This is a genomic window from Methylophilus sp. 42, from assembly GCF_000384155.1.
In the GTDB taxonomy this organism is placed as follows: domain Bacteria; phylum Pseudomonadota; class Gammaproteobacteria; order Burkholderiales; family Methylophilaceae; genus Methylophilus.
In genome coordinates, this window is sequence record NZ_KB913031.1 from 797,301 (window position 1) to 812,472 (window position 15,172).

Below are 15,172 nucleotides of genomic sequence, written 5' to 3' on the forward strand. Positions count from 1 at the left end.
TAGGGTTATCCAGCCGCGCGCTGCGGCATGACTTTAAATAATGAAAGGGTTTGCATGCGTTTTGATAAACTCACCACCAAATTTCAACAGGCACTGGCCGATGCCCAGAGCATGGCTGTGGGTGCCGACCACCCTACTATTGAAGCGCCACATTTGTTGCTGGCGATGCTCAACCAGGACGATAGCGGTGTTGCTGCCTTGTTGTCACGCGCGGGTGCGCAAGTCAGTGCACTGAAATCCGGCTTGCAACAAGCAATTGACGCCTTGCCCAAAGTCAGTGAAAACAGCGGCGATGTCGCGGTTTCGCGCGACCTTAACAACCTGTTAAATGTCACCGACAAACTGGCCCAAAAGAGTGGCGATAGCTATATTGCCAGCGAGATGTTTTTGCTGGCCCTGGCCGATGACAAAGGTCACACAGGCAAATTGCTCAAGCAGCACGGCGTGAATAAGGTTGCGCTGGAACAGGCGATTAAGGCGGTACGCGGAAATGACTCAGTTAACAGCCAGGAAGCTGAAGGCCAGCGTGAAGCATTGAAAAAATACACCCTGGACCTGACCGAGCGTGCGCGTGCCGGCAAGCTCGATCCGGTGATTGGCCGTGACGATGAAATTCGCCGCGCGATCCAGGTATTGCAACGTCGTACCAAAAACAACCCGGTGCTGATCGGTGAGCCTGGTGTCGGTAAAACGGCCATCGTCGAAGGCCTGGCGCAACGGATTGTGAATGGCGAAGTGCCAGATTCGCTCAAAAACAAAAAAGTACTGAGCCTGGATATGGCCGCCTTGCTGGCCGGAGCCAAATACCGCGGTGAATTTGAAGAGCGTTTAAAGTCTGTGCTCAAAGAGTTGGTGCAAGACGAAGGCCAGACCATTGTCTTTATTGATGAAATTCACACCATGGTCGGCGCGGGTAAGTCCGAGGGTGCGATGGATGCGGGCAATATGCTGAAACCAGCGCTGGCGCGTGGTGAGCTGCACTGTGTGGGTGCGACCACGCTGGATGAATACCGCAAATACATCGAAAAAGATGCGGCGCTGGAGCGTCGCTTCCAGAAGGTATTGGTCGATGAACCGAGTGTTGAGGCGACGATTGCCATTTTGCGCGGTTTGCAGGAAAAATACGAGCTGCACCATGGCGTAGAGATCACTGACCCGGCCATTGTGGCGGCAGCTGAGTTATCTAATCGCTATATTACTGACCGTTTTTTGCCAGACAAAGCCATTGACCTGATTGACGAGGCGGCTTCGCGCATCAAGATGGAAATCGACTCCAAGCCTGAGGTGATGGATAAGCTCGACCGCCGCCTGATTCAGCTTAAAATCGAGCGTGAAGCGGTGCGTCGCGAAAAGGATGAAGCCAGCCAGAAACGCTTTGGCCTGATTGAGGACGAAATCAGTAAGCTGGAAAAAGAGTACGCTGACCTGGAAGAGGTGTGGAAAGCAGAAAAGGCCGCCGTGCAAGGCTCTGCTGGCGTTAAAGAGGCGATCGAAAAGATCAAGCTGGACATGGAAGCCGCCAAGCGCAAGGGCGATTGGCAAAAAGTCTCTGAGTTGCAATATGGCAAACTGCCACAGCTGGAAGCACAGTTAAAGCATGCTTCAACGGCAGAAGCTAATGGTGCGGTCAAACATAAAATGCTGCGCACCGAAGTGGGCGCTGACGAGATTGCCGAAGTGGTCAGCCGCGCGACGGGCATTCCTGTGAGCAAAATGATGACTGGTGAGCGTGAAAAGTTGCTTAATATGGAGAGCCGCTTGCATGAGCGCGTGGTCGGACAGGATGAAGCGGTGCGCCTGGTGTCAGACGCGATTCGGCGTTCGCGTAGCGGCTTGAGTGATCCTAACCGCCCATATGGCAGCTTCTTGTTTTTGGGGCCTACCGGCGTGGGTAAAACCGAGTTGTGCAAAGCGCTGGCTAACTTTCTGTTTGATAGCCCGGATCACTTGGTGCGTATTGATATGAGTGAGTTTATGGAGAAGCATTCAGTCTCCCGCCTGATTGGCGCGCCGCCTGGCTACGTCGGTTACGAAGAAGGTGGTACGCTGACCGAAGCCGTCCGTCGCAAGCCTTACTCTGTAGTGTTGCTCGATGAGGTGGAAAAAGCGCACCCGGATGTGTTTAACGTGTTGTTGCAAGTGCTGGATGATGGTCGCCTGACCGATGGCCAGGGACGCACGGTGGACTTTAAAAACACGGTGATTATCATGACCTCCAACCTGGGCAGCCAGATGATACAAAGTATGGCCGACCAAGATTACCAGGTGGTCAAGTTGGCGGTGATGGGCGAAGTGAAAACGCATTTCCGTCCTGAGTTCATCAACCGTATCGATGAAGTCGTGGTGTTCCATTCTCTGGGCGAAACACATGTGAAATCGATTGCCAGTATCCAGTTGCAATTGCTGGCCAAACGGGTGGCCGCGATGGATATGCAACTGGAGATCGGTGATGCCGCCTTGGCTGAAATTGCCAACGCCGGCTTTGATCCGGTGTATGGCGCGCGGCCGTTAAAACGGGCTATTCAGAGTGAAATCGAGAATCCGCTGGCGCGTGAAATTCTGGCTGGGCAGTTTGCCGCCAAAGACACGATTCGCGTCGACTTCCAGGCCGGGAAGATGCAGTTTCGCAAAGGCTAAACACAGTGATCAGCTCACTGAAACTTGATTGCAATAAAAGGGTCATACCGGGTGTGACCCTTTACTTTTATCGGGTGTAGAATGGAAGCACTATGCGTTATTCACAATCTTTGCGTTTAATCTCTGCGACTTTTTTGCTGGGCGTGCTGGCTGGCTGCGCTTCGCAGCCACCACAGCCTTTGCAAATTGACCGCATTTCGCCTGAGCAGCTTGCTGCGCTGGTGCCACCTGCCCAATCCACGTTGACCCTGGAGCAGATTGTGGCTATGAGCAAGCAAGGCAAAACCGATGCCGAGATTATTGAGGCGATCAAACAATCGCAGTCACGCTATTCGCTGACGCCGTCTGATGTGCTGGACTGGCATCAAAAAGGCATCTCCAAAGGCGTGCTCAATTACATGCAGCAGGCCAACGCGCTGGCTGAACAGAATGCCATTGCTGACGAAATTAACAAGCGCGAAAAAGCGCGCGTGGAGTCTGAGGCAAAACTGAAGCGCGAGCGTGACATGGCGAGGTTGCGTAGCATGGACCCCTGGTTTTATGGCGGCCCAGGCTTCTACGGTGGCCCTTGGGGTTACCGACCTTATTGGGGCGGTGGCTGGCGCTACTGGTAATACTGGCTCGTGACCTGAACCCGGTATAATGCAGGTTTAGTTCTTTGTTCCGGGAATCCGCTATGCGACAGCATCACGAAACACTTTCTATCGATGCGCAAGGGCGGCGTTTGTACGATATCACGCCGCAAGTCTTGCAATGGGTACAGCAGTCCGGCATCGGGAGCGGATTGCTCACGCTCTATATTCAACACACTTCTGCCAGCCTGCTGATCAATGAAAATTATGACCGTGATGTACTGGTTGATTTGGAAGCGTTTTTTAATCGACTAGTGCCTGATGGCGATGATTTGTTTATACATACCGTGGAAGGCCCGGATGATATGCCTGCGCATGTGCGTACGGCGCTCACGCAAACCAGCCTGTCCATCCCTGTGTTGCAGGGTCGGGTTGCCCTTGGCCAGTGGCAAGGTATTTTCCTGTTTGAGCACCGTCATTTGCCCGCCCGCCGTCGCGTGTTGATGCATGTGATGGGTGAGTAATTCGTTTTTATTGTGTTAGAAATGTTGTGATGAAATATAGCTCTATCGTTGTCTTGTCTTTTTTGTGTGCTGTTTGCCTGGTGGGTTGTGAGCATGAGGCTTCAACAGCCGAGCAGGCTGTGAAGCCGTCAGCAAATGCCGAACCCTCATCCGCTGGCGGCTATGAGCCTAGCGCAGATGAGCGCGTCCCTGGTATCACCATGTCGCAAGAAGAACTGGATAAAATTTATGCCGAAGCCAGGCGTAACATGCCATTGCCGGTGATCCCCGAGGACGCGCGCTAGGCACCCATATTAGGGCGTGTGCATATAGGTTTCATAGTGGTCGACGCATTGCGTGAGTTGCCTGGCGAAAGACTCCACATCCCCGGTCAATATTGCAGTTGTGCTGTCAGCGTGTTTAGCCGTACTGGCATCCATGATCTTTTGCTGCCCGGCATAGAGCATCAATGAATGGATGCCTGCGCCGGTATCTGCAGATAGCGCTGGGCGGATGGCCTGCCGTGGCATGGCCACCAGGTGGTAGTCTTGAATCCATTGTGTCAGTTGCAGCATGATATCTGCTGCTGGCTCCTGCTCTACGTCGGCTAGTGTCTCGTCATAGCTGGTGATAACCAAATGGATCCTTTCGGCATCAACCGTCAGCGCGAAGCTGCGATGGTAGGGCGGTGGCACGGATGCGCCCTGATAGTGGTAAATCAAGCGTGTGATTTGCGGTGTCATTGACGGCTTCCTTTCGCTACCCGGCAGCAATGGCAGTGTTAGCAGTAACAGGGTGGTTACGATTCGCAAAATGATGGTCTGGGGATGATGGCCTTTACCAGCCACGCTGGTTGCACGTGGCTGGTAAAGGCATGCTTCATTATTTATACCACGACACCTGAGCCGGCAAAATATTGCTGGAAGGTACTCGCCTTCATGGCAAACACACCGTTGCTATTGAGTGGGATACTGGCCGAGAACGATATCTGGTAGGCAGACCAGTTGCCTGACAGCGTATCCAGCACGGCATGATGCGTGCCCCACGGATTGCGCAAGACGATGTATTTTTCACCGTCAACATATTGCCAGCCCAGAATCGAATACGCATGATTGCCGACCACTTTGGCTGTGCTGTAATTGGTCCCGGCGGGGGAGGAGCCATAGGTCCAGGCTACCATCGGGTTAACCGTACGTCTGCTAAGCGAATGGCTACGGACAAATGTCCACAAATCATCGCCGGTTTTGCCACTATGACTGACATACGTCTTTTCACCGCTGATGATTTCGGCACAGGCATTCACCGGGTCGCCGCCGGCGATGGCCGGATAGTTGGGAAAGTCTGTACTATTATTGGTCCGCCATTTTGCGTAGGCTTTTTCCATCACAGCTGGCCAGGTTTCGCCTGCATCCAGTGAGCGCGCGTAGACCCAGTTGTGCGCAGGCTTGCTGACTGGCACCAACTCTGTCACTTCCACGGCTTGTGCCTCCCCGGCCCCGTTTTTATAAAAATTGACCTTGTGTATCGGCTGTTCCTCATTGCCCCAGGCTGAAGGGCGGGTCATATTGACGATGGCATATGGTCTGGCCCAGGCGACCGACGCCATGGCGGCTATGAAATAGCAGTCGCCCAATACGCCTTGTATTGGGTCGTTGAGCTCGGCCACATCTTCAAAGTAGTCGCCCATATCTACCCAGTCTTTGTCTGGAGGTGTCCATGGCGTACTGGCAATGGCCGTGCGTAACACGGCGGTATTAATCATGATCTCAGATAACACCACCGATTTTCTGATGGTGCCCAGGCGCAAACGTTGTGCACCGATAGATCTGGTGGCAACAGGACTTTGGGTTTGATAGAAACGGTTAATCCTGTCTGCAGTTTGTGCTTCAGATAGCACCTTCAGACTACCGTCGGCGGAAAGTTCAGCATCTGGCCTGAGGATGGGGTTACGCAGGTCAAAGATTTTTTCTGCGCTGACGCCTAAAATCTCCGCCAGCATGACTTCAGGTTCGGCGACTTGCTCCCAGTTGATTTTCTTTTGCGCAATCACTTCTGCGGCGGCATACGGATTAATGACTCCAATATTCACTTCCATGGCTATTCTCCTAAACGACTGTTTGTATAAACGAACGAGGTTAAGTTGATTGCTAGGGTCATGAGCGCTGGTGCGCCCATCGCCTTCCGGATGTTTTCCGGACATTTGATGGTATATGAATATGTTAATAAATAATAATTAAATTTAAATTAATTTATCATTTTTGGGTTGAGTATTTAGCTGGAGATAGCCTGTAGACAAAAATAAACCACCTCTTACCTCAGGTGGTTATTTACATGGGCGCTGATTTACGGGGGGAGGGTGCTAGCGCACAGTGCTCCATTGCAGCGGATCAAAAGGAATACTGTTGCGACGCAGTTCATAGTAGACGCCGTTTTCGGCATTGCCGCCGCTATTGCCGACGGCGGCAATGGTGTCGCCGGATTTGACGCTTTGTCCAGAAGACTTATACAAAGCCTCATTATTGCCATACAAACTCATATAGCCGTTGCCGTGATCGATCACGATCAGGTTGCCAAAACCGCGCATCCAGTCGGCAAAGACTACTTGGCCGCCCGCCACGGATTTGACCTCGCCGCCTTCTTTGGCGCGGATGAAAATGCCTTTCCAGCTGACGCCCGTGTCTGCGCGTGCGGTGCCGAAGCGGTTAATGACATCGCCACGTACCGGCAAGCGCAAGCGACCGCGCAATTGCGAGAAGTTTTCTTTATTGGCGTTGTATTCGGGTAAGGTTTCATTTTTAGCAACGACTGTGTTGTTTGGTGTACTGCTGTCGCTGTCATCAACATTGGTCTGTGGTGCGCGTTCAAAGGTGCGTCCGCCAGATTTTTTCTTGCTGCGTGCCAGTTCAGCGGCTTTTTTCGCGGCCGCTTCTTTTTCGCGTTTGGCTTTGGCCAGCGCTTCCTGCTCACGCTTTTTCGCTTCGGCCAGCAGGCGCTGGAACAATTGTGACAAGGCTTCTTCGTCTTTTTTCAGACGCACCATCTGCTGCTCTTGCGTTTCAATTTGTTTGGAAAGCTCGTTTAAGGCTTCAGTCCGGCGTGATTTTTCACCTTCCAGTTTTTGCGTCGTTTCACTGTATTGATTCGCCAGGCGCTCGGTTTCGTGTAGTTGCTCTGTGGTGGCCGAGCGTACGCGGTCTATCGCTTCCTGATTGTCTTGCAATGATTGGATTTGCTGCTGGTGAGCCGCCGTCAGGTAGCCCAGGTATTTCAGGTTGCGCGTGGTATTAGCCGGGTCTTGCTGCTGTAATAACATTTGCAGCGGACTGTTATTGCCATGGCGGTATTGCTGATTAAGCTGTTCGCTCAGTGCGTGGCGCTGCTGATTGACCTGGCGCTGCAATAATGACAATTGCTTTTGCAGGTCTTGCAACTTACCGCGATTGTCCTGTTGCGCATCCTGAATTTCGCGCAGCTTTTTACGTGAGCTGCTGATGGCGGTTTCTGAGGCTTTTAACGCCTCATGCGCATCCTGCTTGGCCACGCGAGAAGCTTTGAGTGCATTGGCTAACTGCTGGATTTTCTCTTTGACTTGCTCCAGGTCGCCCTTGGTGGTTTCGGTTTTGTCATTGGCCGCTGCGTGCACAGGCATGGGTAAGCCGCTTGCACACAAGGCAAGGCAAGCAGCCAAGGCTGCCCACAGTCGTTTGGGCTGTGGATAAGCAATTACGCTGAAATCAGGCATGCACCAAGCGGGCCAGTTTAGGCCACTGCATTGAGGGTGATCAGGTTTTTACCTGTCATTTCGGCCGGTTGCGGTACCCCCATTAATGACAACAAGGTCGGTGCAATATCAGACAGCGCCCCTTCGGGGGTAATCTGCCCGGCCCGGCCAATGTAAATAAACGGCACCAGGTTGGTAGTGTGTTGGGTGTGTGCCTGGTCGCTGGCGTGGTCAAACATGCTTTCGGCATTGCCATGATCAGCGGTAATGATAACTTCTGCGCCCATTTTTTGTGCCGCAGCGACTACGCGCCCAACACAGGTGTCCAGGGTTTCTACCGCTTTAATCGCTGCCTGCAGGTTGCCGGTATGGCCTACCATATCGCCGTTGGCATAATTACAAATGACTGCCTGGTATTGCTGGGATTCAATCGCCGCCACCAGTTTGTCGGTGAGCTCGTAAGCGCTCATTTCCGGTTGCAGGTCATAAGTCGCGACTTTAGGCGACGGCACCAGAATGCGGTCTTCGCCGGTAAATACGGTTTCTTCGCCGCCGTTAAAGAAAAATGTCACGTGCGGATATTTTTCAGTCTCGGCGATACGCAGCTGTTTCAGCCCAAGATTAGACACGTATTCGCCAAAGGTGTTAGGCACCGTAAATGGCGCAAACACTGGTTCGGCCAAGGTTTGGTTTTTGTCATATTGTGTCAGCGTAAAATAGTGGCTGAAGCGCGGCACGCGGCTACGTTCGAAACCGCTAAATTGTGGGTTAAGCAGGGCATCTGTCAGCTGGCGGGCACGGTCACTCCTGAAGTTCATAAACACCAGGCAGTCACCATCTTCCATCCGGACCGGTGCTGCATCCACTGCACGGATGGCGGTGCATTTTACAAACTCATCGCTTTCCTCACGTGCGTAGGCTTGTTGCAAAGCTGTCAGGCTGTCAGGCGCGACATAGTCAGAAGTGCCATTAACCAGCAGTTCATAAGCTACTGATACACGCTCCCAGCGCTTGTCCCTGTCCATGCCATAAAAACGGCCGCCAACGGTGGCGACTTTGCCCACACCCAGTGCGCTCAGGTGGTCTTCCAGTACTTGCAGATAGGGTTGAGCACTCTTTGGCGGCGTGTCGCGGCCATCAAGGAAGGCATGCACATAGACCTTGCTCAGGCCTTGTTGCTTGGCCATGTCGAGCATGGCATGAATATGTGGCTGATAGCTATGTACACCACCGTCAGACAGCAAGCCGAGAATGTGCAAGGCTTTGTCATTCGCTTTGAGTGCCTGCATGGCATTCACCAGGGCAGGCAATTTGAAAAACTCACCGCTGCTGATGCTGTTATTAATGCGTTCAAAGTCTTGAAAGACGATACGTCCCGCCCCAATATTCAAATGACCGACCTCAGAGTTGCCCATCTGGCCATCTGGCAAGCCGACGTAATGCTCCGAGGCATTGATTAGCCCGTGCGGGTAAGTGGCCTTTAATCTGTCCAGGTTCGGGGTGTTGGCTTGTAACACGGCATTGAATTCAGTGGTCTCGCTGTGACCAAAACCATCGAGGATAAGCAAAATGACAGGTTTGATTGACATGGCTAACAGTCTTTAAAGTGGTGACGGAACGTCGAATTGATGAATTCGTCTATTATAATCGCAACCGCAGGCGACGCATACCCGAAGGGGCTGGTGCTTTATTCAATCGTGCTGCTAATCATTAAGCTAAGAGGGCGAGTGTACAAGTGGAGTTTTTAAAACAAAATGTATTGTTGATCGGTCTGGCAATCGGTTCGGGCCTGGCCTTGCTATTGCCGATGTTGAGTCGCTCTGTGGCTGGCATCACTTCGCTATCGGTGACTGAGGCCGTGATACTGATGAACCGTAAGTCTGCGCTGGTGCTAGACGTGCGAGAGCCTGACGAATTTTCCCAGGGTCATTTGCAAGGGGCGCGTAATGTGCCGTTATCGCAATTGTCTGCGCGCCTTAAAGAGTTGGAAAAGTTTCGCGATAAACCTGTGCTGGTTGTTTGCCAGCGTGGCAGGCGTGCGCATACCGCCGCCAAATTGCTCAAAGCGCAACAGTTTACGACTTTGAATGTCCTCAAGGGTGGCATGCTGGCCTGGATAGAGGCCAAGATGCCGAGCAGCAAATAAGCGGCATTGCAAGCAGAAGTGTTTTTAAAAGGAATTGTATGGCTAAAGTCGTGATGTATACCTCCGCAGTATGCCCTTATTGCATCAATGCGGAACGTTTGTTGAAGAACAAGGGCGTGACCGAGATTGAAAAAATCCGCGTCGATTTACAGCCGGAATTGCGGGCTGAAATGATGGAAAAAACCGGTCGTCGTACGGTGCCGCAGATTTTTATTGGCGAGCAGCATGTAGGTGGCTTTGATGACTTGCATGCGCTTGATGTACAAGGCGGCCTGGACCCATTGCTGGCTGCTTGAAACACATTGTTTTTTGTCACAAAAAACACATAGTCATGCCGGGGATGTCCGGTTAGAATAGCGGCTTTGTGTATTGATAATTATTAAGGATAATTCATGGCTCAGGATTCACAGAACCAAACAGAACAAAACGCAGCGCCGATTTTCAGCATTGAAAAGCTGTATGTACACGATGCTTCGATTGAAGTGCCAAATGCGCCTGCTATTTTCACTGAGCGTGCTACTCCGCAAATCAATGTAGAGTTGGGCAATAATGCACAGCAAGTCGAAGAAGGCATTTTCAATGTCTCTATCAAAGTGACCGTGACCGCCAAAATCGAAGACAAAACAGCTTTCCTGGTGGAAGTTAACCAGTCTGGTATTTTCGCGATTCGTAACGTGCCGCAAGAAAACATGGAGCCTATTTTGGCTGTGGCTTGCCCGAACATTCTGTTCCCATATGCCCGTGAAGCGATTTCTGACATGGTGACACGCGCCGGCTTTATGCCTGTATTGTTGAACCCGATCAACTTCGAAGCGCTTTACCTGCAACAGCAGCAACAAGCTGCCCAGGCTGCTGGCGCACCTAACTAATTTTTTATCTTAAAAAGTAAGTTACCTGTGACTTACTTTTGTCTTTTATCTGGATAAAGCCAAATGAGTAAGGTCGCCGTTCTTGGTGCTGGTGCCTGGGGCACCGCGCTCGCCATGCATATCGCCTTACAGCACGACGTTGTGCTGTGGGCGCGTAATAGCGGGCATGTCTCCGGTATGCGCAAAGCGCGTGCTAATCCGCTCTATCTGGGCGACTTTGCTTTTCCTGAAAAGCTTACGGTTGAAGACGACCTGGCTGCAGCAGTGGCTGGGTCTGACCTGATTTTATCTGTCGTGCCAACGGCTGGCTTCCGGCCAATCTTGCAACAGCTTAAGGCCTTGGGTATCACGCAGCCCCTGATCTGGGCCAATAAAGGCCTGGAGCCGCAAACGGCAAAATTACCATTTGAAGTGGCACAAGAGGAGCTGGGTGCCGATTATCCCTGGGGCGTGTTAAGCGGCCCCAGTTTTGCTGCTGAGCTGGTGCGTGGCTTACCCACGGCCATTACACTGGCGGCGAATCACCGGGAACTGGCACAACAGGCTGCACAACTTATACACGGTGGTTGCTTGCGCGTGTATGACAGTGTGGATGTAGTGGGTGCTTCTGTCGGCGGGGCGGTCAAGAATGTGATGGCGATCGCCGCAGGTATTTCAGATGGCATGGGCTTTGGTAACAATGCACGTGCCGCCATGATTACGCGCGGCCTGGCTGAAATTACCCGTTTTGGCATGGCCTTGGGCGCCAAAGCGGAAACGTTTATGGGGTTAGCAGGCGCTGGCGACCTGATCCTGACCTGTACCGGTCAATATTCACGTAACCGTGAAGTCGGCCTGCAACTCGCTTCCGGCAAATCGCTGGAAAGCATACTGGCCGGTTTAGGGCATGTGGCTGAAGGCGTGAATACTGCGCGCGAAGTGATGCGTCGTGCTGAGACGATGGGCGTTGAAATGCCGATTACCTTTGAAGTAAATCAATTACTGACCAACCAGAAAACCGCGCAAGAAGCGGTGAGTGCCTTGCTGGGCCGTGGTCAGCGTCAAGAGTCTGTCTAAATCTTATCCTGCAGCCGTTTTCTGGCTGCTTTAACCCTTCATTACACAAACGCTGGAACTTGGCGCAAGTAATCGAGTCAGCTTTAAGGTGTTAAATCGTCGGGTTGAAGAAGCGTGCAGTCTCAAAAGAAGTGGTTAGTCAGAAGCGGTGTGGTGTTCAGTGTGTTGGCCGGGTTGCTATCCATGCTGTATATGCTGAAAGCAGAAGCCCTTGCCTGGCATGTATGGCACCAGTGGCATAGCCCGGATCACCATGGACTGGATTTGGCCAACTACCAAGTCGCCATTGAGGCCAAACCGCTGGCCCATTACCAAAACACTTCCGGATTGACCTTTAATCACGAAACCGGCACGTTGTTTACCGTGCTCAATGATATGAGCATGATTGTTGAATTGAGTCGTGATGGCGTTCCACTGCGCGAGATTAAAGTCCATGGCACCGATGACCTGGAAGGGATTGCTCATGTTGAGCAGGACTATTATGTCGTTGCTGACGAGCGGGAAAATAAGTTATGGCTACTACAGATTAAGTCGGAAACGCGTGAGATTTCAATTAACGATGCCAGTTTGCTGCGGTTCGGCATGCATGAGCGAGGCAACAAGAATTTTGAAGGGGTTTCCTGGGACAGTGTCCACCATAGGCTGATTGTGGTGAAAGAGCGTGATCCCAAATATGTCATCTCAGTGAGCGGCTTGTATGATCCCGAGCACAAAAAACAAAATACAATTGAAGTCGAACGGCTGACGCAGTTTGATGGTGCGTTGAAGTGGGCACTACGGGATTTGTCTTCTGTGACCTATCATGAAAAATCCGGACATCTTTTTTTGCTGAGTGATGAATCCAAGTTGCTGAAACAATTTAACGAATCCGGACAAACCATGGGCTCACTTGCACTCTGGAAGGGCTTTCATGGCTTGCATCACAGTGTGCCACAAGCGGAAGGCGTGTCGATTGACGACGAGGGTAATATTTATATCGTCAGTGAGCCGAACCTGTTTTATGTGTTTAAGCCCCCATTAAGCCATATCTAGATTGCGGCATTCAGAAGACAAAAACCCGCCGCAGCGGGTTTTTTGTTGTGCACGCTTGGAGATTATTCAATGCCCAGCAACTCAACTTCAAATACCAGTGTTGCATCCGGGCCAATCACCGGGCCGCTGCCATTTGCGCCATAGGCGAGGTTGGATGGAATCGTCAGCTCAAACTTGCTGCCTACATTCATCAATTGCAAGCCTTCTACCCAGCCTGCGATCACGCCAGTCACCGGGAAAACAATCGGTTCACCGCGGTCATAAGAACTATCAAACACCGTGCCGTCGATCAGCGTGCCTCTGTAATGCACTTTGACGCGGTCGCTGGTGGTTGGTTTTGCCCCACTACCAGTCACCAATGATTTATATTGCAGACCACTGGCCGTCGTTGTCACGCCTTCTTTTTTTGCATTGTCTGCCAGATAGGCTTCGCCCTCAGCCTTGTTTTTAGCATGCGCAGCCATTTGCCTTGCCTGGCTCTCTTGTTGTACTTGCTCGACTGCGCTTCTTTTTTCGTCATCAGTTAAGCGAGACGCCTGACCGGACATGACATCTTTCACTGCGAGTGCGACCACTTCTGCGTCCAGTTCGAGGCCATCATTTTTAAGTTGATGTGCCAGGTTTTCACCGACGATATAGCTTAAGCGTTGGGTGAGTGAGTCTAATTGAGTTGCCATGATGTGTTCTTTCGTTATTTAAATAGCATGCGTGGATGCGTGTGTGAAACAGTGATTTAATCCATCATTATGACGGAGAGTCGTTGATAAAACAAAACCCGCTTTTGCGGGTTTTGTTTTAATGCTGCTTAGGGCATTTCAGCAAGTTAAAGCGATGAGTGCAAGGCGCGTATCCGCAGGCAGTACAATAAGTACGACAAGGATATGCAACGCAGCAATCGCCGCTTTAGCGACGCTGAAATTACATCATGCCGCGCCATTGGGTTTGATGGTCGGCAAATGATGTAATCAAACCAAAGGCTACATCATGCCGCCCATGCCACCCATCCCGCCCATATCCGGTGCAGATGGTGCATCTTCTTTAGGCAGCTCAGCAACCATGCAGTCAGTCGTCAGCATCAAGCCAGCGACTGAAGCTGCATTTTGCAGTGCAGAACGTGTCACTTTGGTTGGATCCAATACGCCCATTTCAACCATGTCGCCATAGGTTTCGTTAGCCGCGTTGTAACCGTAGTTGCCTTTACCAGCCGCTACGTTGTTCACGACTACAGATGGCTCAACGCCAGCGTTTTGAGTGATTTGGCGCAGTGGCTCTTCAACTGCACGCAGAACGATTTTGATACCAGCATCTTGATCCAGGTTGTCACCTTTCACTTTAGCAATCGCGTCACGGGCACGGATCAGTGCAACACCGCCACCAGCCACAATGCCTTCTTCAACGGCAGCGCGGGTTGCGTGCAATGCATCTTCCACGCGGGCTTTTTTCTCTTTCATTTCGATTTCAGTCGTTGCGCCAACCTTGATCACAGCCACACCGCCAGCCAGTTTGGCTACGCGCTCTTGCAGTTTTTCACGGTCGTAGTCGCTAGACGCTTCTTCGATTTGTGTTTTGATTTGGCCGATACGGGCTTTGATGGCTTCTTCGTTACCTGCGCCGTCGATGATGATGGTGTTTTCTTTACCCACTTCGATGCGTTTTGCCTGGCCCAGGTCATGCAATTGTACGGCTTCCAGTTTCAGGCCCACTTCTTCAGAGATCACAGTACCACCGGTCAAGATCGCGATGTCTTCCAGCATGGCTTTACGACGGTCACCGAAACCAGGCGCTTTAACAGCGGTCGTTTTCAGGATGCCGCGGATGTTGTTCACCACCAGGGTTGCCAATGCTTCGCCATCAACATCTTCAGCGATGATCAACAATGGACGGCCCGCTTTCGCTACTTGCTCCAATGTTGGCAGCAGGTCACGGATGTTGGATACTTTTTTGTCGTGCAATAACACGAAAGGATTGTCCAGCAACGCGATTTGGCGCTCTGGATTGTTGATGAAGTATGGAGACAGGTAACCACGGTCAAACTGCATACCTTCAACCACATCCAGCTCGTTGGTCAGGCCTGAACCATCTTCAACAGTGATCACGCCTTCTTTACCCACTTTGTCCATCGCATCAGCAATGATCTGGCCAACGGAGGTGTCGGAGTTAGCAGAAATAGCACCTACTTGTGCGATTTCTTTGCTGGTTGTACATGGTTTGGATTGTGCTGCCAGATCTGCAACGGCTGCTTCAACCGCTTTGTCGATGCCGCGTTTCAGGTCCATTGGGTTCATACCGGCGGCAACAGATTTCATGCCTTCACGGATAATGGCTTGTGCCAATACAGTTGCAGTTGTTGTACCGTCACCAGCGATGTCATTGGTTTTAGAAGCAACTTCTTTCACCATTTGTGCGCCCATGTTTTCGAATTTGTCTTTCAATTCGATTTCTTTAGCCACAGACACACCGTCTTTAGTGATGGTAGGTGCGCCGAAAGAACGCTCCAACACCACGTTACGGCCTTTAGGGCCTAAAGTCACGCGTACTGCGTTAGCCAATACGTTGACACCATTTACCATTTTTTGGCGAACGTCATCACCAAATCTTACGTCTTTAGCTGCCATTTAAATTCTCCTAATTCAATA

General features: G+C 51.5%; 15 protein-coding genes. 9 read left to right on the forward strand and 6 right to left on the reverse strand.

Going from position 1 to position 15,172, the window contains the following annotated elements; translation table 11 throughout:
* Positions 1-54: 54 nt before the first annotated feature.
* The 4 genes from clpB to MET42_RS0103880 all read left to right on the forward strand — a co-directional run bounded on the left by clpB (position 55) and on the right by MET42_RS0103880 (position 4,017).
* On the forward strand, positions 55-2,637 hold the full coding sequence (clpB, locus tag MET42_RS0103865; RefSeq protein ID WP_019881475.1) for an ATP-dependent chaperone ClpB: 2,583 nt from the start codon (positions 55-57) through the stop codon (positions 2,635-2,637).
* Between the two features lie 92 nt (positions 2,638-2,729).
* Positions 2,730-3,251 carry a hypothetical protein gene (locus MET42_RS0103870; RefSeq protein WP_019881476.1) on the forward strand — a complete coding sequence of 174 codons (522 nt, stop codon included), beginning with the start codon at positions 2,730-2,732 and terminating at the stop codon, positions 3,249-3,251.
* A 62-nt stretch (positions 3,252-3,313) separates the two neighbouring features.
* Entirely contained in the window at positions 3,314-3,733 is a 420-nt protein-coding gene (locus tag MET42_RS0103875) for a secondary thiamine-phosphate synthase enzyme YjbQ (protein WP_019881477.1), read from the forward strand.
* A 29-nt stretch (positions 3,734-3,762) separates the two neighbouring features.
* Positions 3,763-4,017 (forward strand): hypothetical protein, encoded by a 255-nt coding sequence (locus tag MET42_RS0103880; RefSeq protein WP_019881479.1) that lies wholly within the window; start codon positions 3,763-3,765, stop codon positions 4,015-4,017.
* Between the two features lie 9 nt (positions 4,018-4,026).
* Here MET42_RS0103880 and MET42_RS0103885 read toward each other — a convergent pair whose 3' ends face one another.
* The 4 genes from MET42_RS0103885 to gpmI all read right to left on the reverse strand — a co-directional run bounded on the left by MET42_RS0103885 (position 4,027) and on the right by gpmI (position 9,022).
* The gene (locus MET42_RS0103885; protein WP_019881481.1) at positions 4,027-4,455 is read right to left on the reverse strand and encodes a hypothetical protein; all 429 of its coding nucleotides are present in this window, start codon (positions 4,453-4,455) and stop codon (positions 4,027-4,029) included.
* Positions 4,456-4,598: 143 nt separating this feature from the next.
* Positions 4,599-5,807, reverse strand: coding sequence for a C2 family cysteine protease (locus tag MET42_RS0103890; protein WP_019881483.1), 1,209 nt, complete (start codon positions 5,805-5,807; stop codon positions 4,599-4,601).
* 264 nt (positions 5,808-6,071) lie between these two features.
* Positions 6,072-7,361 (reverse strand): murein hydrolase activator EnvC, encoded by a 1,290-nt coding sequence (locus tag MET42_RS0103895; protein ID WP_232411289.1) that lies wholly within the window; start codon positions 7,359-7,361, stop codon positions 6,072-6,074.
* A 110-nt stretch (positions 7,362-7,471) separates the two neighbouring features.
* Positions 7,472-9,022 carry a 2,3-bisphosphoglycerate-independent phosphoglycerate mutase gene (gene gpmI / locus MET42_RS0103900; protein WP_019881485.1) on the reverse strand — a complete coding sequence of 517 codons (1,551 nt, stop codon included), beginning with the start codon at positions 9,020-9,022 and terminating at the stop codon, positions 7,472-7,474.
* Between the two features lie 146 nt (positions 9,023-9,168).
* Between gpmI and MET42_RS0103905 the strand changes: the two genes are divergently transcribed.
* The 5 genes from MET42_RS0103905 (at position 9,169) to MET42_RS0103925 (ending at position 12,536) form a co-directional block, all read left to right on the forward strand.
* On the forward strand, positions 9,169-9,579 hold the full coding sequence (locus MET42_RS0103905) for a rhodanese-like domain-containing protein (protein WP_019881486.1): 411 nt from the start codon (positions 9,169-9,171) through the stop codon (positions 9,577-9,579).
* Positions 9,580-9,617: 38 nt separating this feature from the next.
* Positions 9,618-9,875: a glutaredoxin 3 gene (gene grxC, locus MET42_RS0103910; protein WP_019881487.1), complete on the forward strand. Its 258-nt coding sequence runs from the start codon at positions 9,618-9,620 to the stop codon at positions 9,873-9,875.
* A 96-nt stretch (positions 9,876-9,971) separates the two neighbouring features.
* On the forward strand, positions 9,972-10,448 hold the full coding sequence (gene secB / locus MET42_RS0103915; RefSeq protein ID WP_019881488.1) for a protein-export chaperone SecB: 477 nt from the start codon (positions 9,972-9,974) through the stop codon (positions 10,446-10,448).
* A 63-nt stretch (positions 10,449-10,511) separates the two neighbouring features.
* A complete protein-coding gene (locus tag MET42_RS0103920; RefSeq protein ID WP_019881489.1) occupies positions 10,512-11,504 on the forward strand; it encodes an NAD(P)H-dependent glycerol-3-phosphate dehydrogenase in 993 nt (330 codons plus the stop codon).
* A gap of 114 nt (positions 11,505-11,618) precedes the next feature.
* Positions 11,619-12,536, forward strand: a complete 918-nt coding sequence (locus MET42_RS0103925; protein WP_232411291.1) for an SdiA-regulated domain-containing protein — start codon at positions 11,619-11,621, stop codon at positions 12,534-12,536.
* 62 nt (positions 12,537-12,598) lie between these two features.
* On the opposite strand, the gene MET42_RS0103930 is transcribed toward MET42_RS0103925, so the two are convergent.
* Both MET42_RS0103930 and groL read right to left on the reverse strand, forming a co-directional pair.
* Positions 12,599-13,213, reverse strand: a complete 615-nt coding sequence (locus MET42_RS0103930; protein ID WP_019881493.1) for an FKBP-type peptidyl-prolyl cis-trans isomerase — start codon at positions 13,211-13,213, stop codon at positions 12,599-12,601.
* A 300-nt stretch (positions 13,214-13,513) separates the two neighbouring features.
* Complete coding sequence (gene groL, locus MET42_RS0103935) at positions 13,514-15,151, reverse strand: chaperonin GroEL (RefSeq protein ID WP_019881495.1); 1,638 nt, start codon at positions 15,149-15,151, stop codon at positions 13,514-13,516.
* Positions 15,152-15,172 lie beyond the last annotated feature (21 nt).